This is a genomic window from Paracraurococcus ruber (genome assembly GCF_004353985.1).
In the GTDB taxonomy this organism is placed as follows: domain Bacteria; phylum Pseudomonadota; class Alphaproteobacteria; order Acetobacterales; family Acetobacteraceae; genus Paracraurococcus; species Paracraurococcus ruber.
In genome coordinates, this window is sequence record NZ_SMOA01000590.1 from 1 (window position 1) to 1,132 (window position 1,132).

1 protein-coding gene is annotated in these 1,132 nt (G+C 78.8%); it reads left to right on the top strand.

From position 1 onward, the window contains the following. A partial coding sequence (locus E2C05_RS31940; protein WP_192912567.1) for a glycosyltransferase family 39 protein occupies window positions 1-1,132 on the top strand: 1,132 nt, incomplete at both ends.

Consider the following 1,132-nt stretch of genomic DNA (forward strand, 5'->3'; position numbering starts at 1 on the left):
CGCCCGCCGCCTCGCCGCCCGCGGCGGCCGGCCGCCTCGCCCGGCTCTGGCCGCGGCTGCCGGCCATCGCCCTGGGCGTCGCGCTCGCGGCCTTCGCCTTCGCCGTCCTGCTCTGGGTGCTGCGCAACCCGGAGATCGCCGGCTGGGACGAGCTCGGCTATGTCGACGAGGTCCGGCACGACAGCCTGCTGCTGGCGCAGCAGGGCTGGGGCGCGCTGCGCGATTCCCTCTTCATCGACTACCGGCAGGGGCCGCCGGGCATCCGGCTGGTCGGGCTGCCGGCGGCGCTGGCCGGGTTCGGCGATGCCGCCTCGCTGCGGCTGCTCTCGGCCCTGCTGATCGCCGCGACGGCCGGGATGCTGGGGCTGGCCGCCGCCAGCGTGGCGGGACGCGGCGCCGGGCTGCTGGCGGCGGCGCTGTTCCTCGCCGCCCCGGGCGGGGTGCGGGCCGGCCAGGAGTTCATGAGCGAGACGCTGGCCATCCCGGCGCTGGCCGCCACGCTGCTCCTGCTGGCGCGGGAATGGGCGCGGCCGGAGCCGCCGCGCTGGAACGCGGCGCTGCTCGGCCTGGCGGTCGGGGCGGGGCTGCTGGCGCGGCTGAGCTTCGCCGTGCAGCTGCTGCCGGCGGCGGTCCTGGCCATCGGCCTCGGCCTGCTCTTCGACCGCCACCGGCTGCGCCGGCTGGGCATCGTGGCCTTCTTCGCCCTGCTGGTCGCCTGGCCGGCCTATGCGGTGAACGGGCTGCGCTACCTCGGCTATGCCCGCGGCGCCGTCGCCGACTGGCAGGGCCACCGGCTGGTGGCGGAGGGGGGCGGGGAGTTCGCCCTGCGCTGGCTGGGCCGCATCGTCGCCGACCATGCCTTCGGCCCGCTGGTGACCCTGGCGCTGCTGCTCGGCGCCGCCGGGCTGCTGGTGCTGGCGGCGCGCGGCCTGCGCTGGCGGCGGCCGCCGCCCGCCCTGCTGGTGGCGGGCTTCGCCCTGGCCCTGGCAGCGCCGGTGCTGGCCGGGCATGTCACCGGGCAGAACCAGAATTTCCGCTTCCTCGCCTCCGCCCTGCCGGGGCTGGCGGTGGCGGCCGCCATCGGCATCGCCGCCGGCCTGCCGCGCCCGGCCCTGGGCGCCGCCGCGGCGCT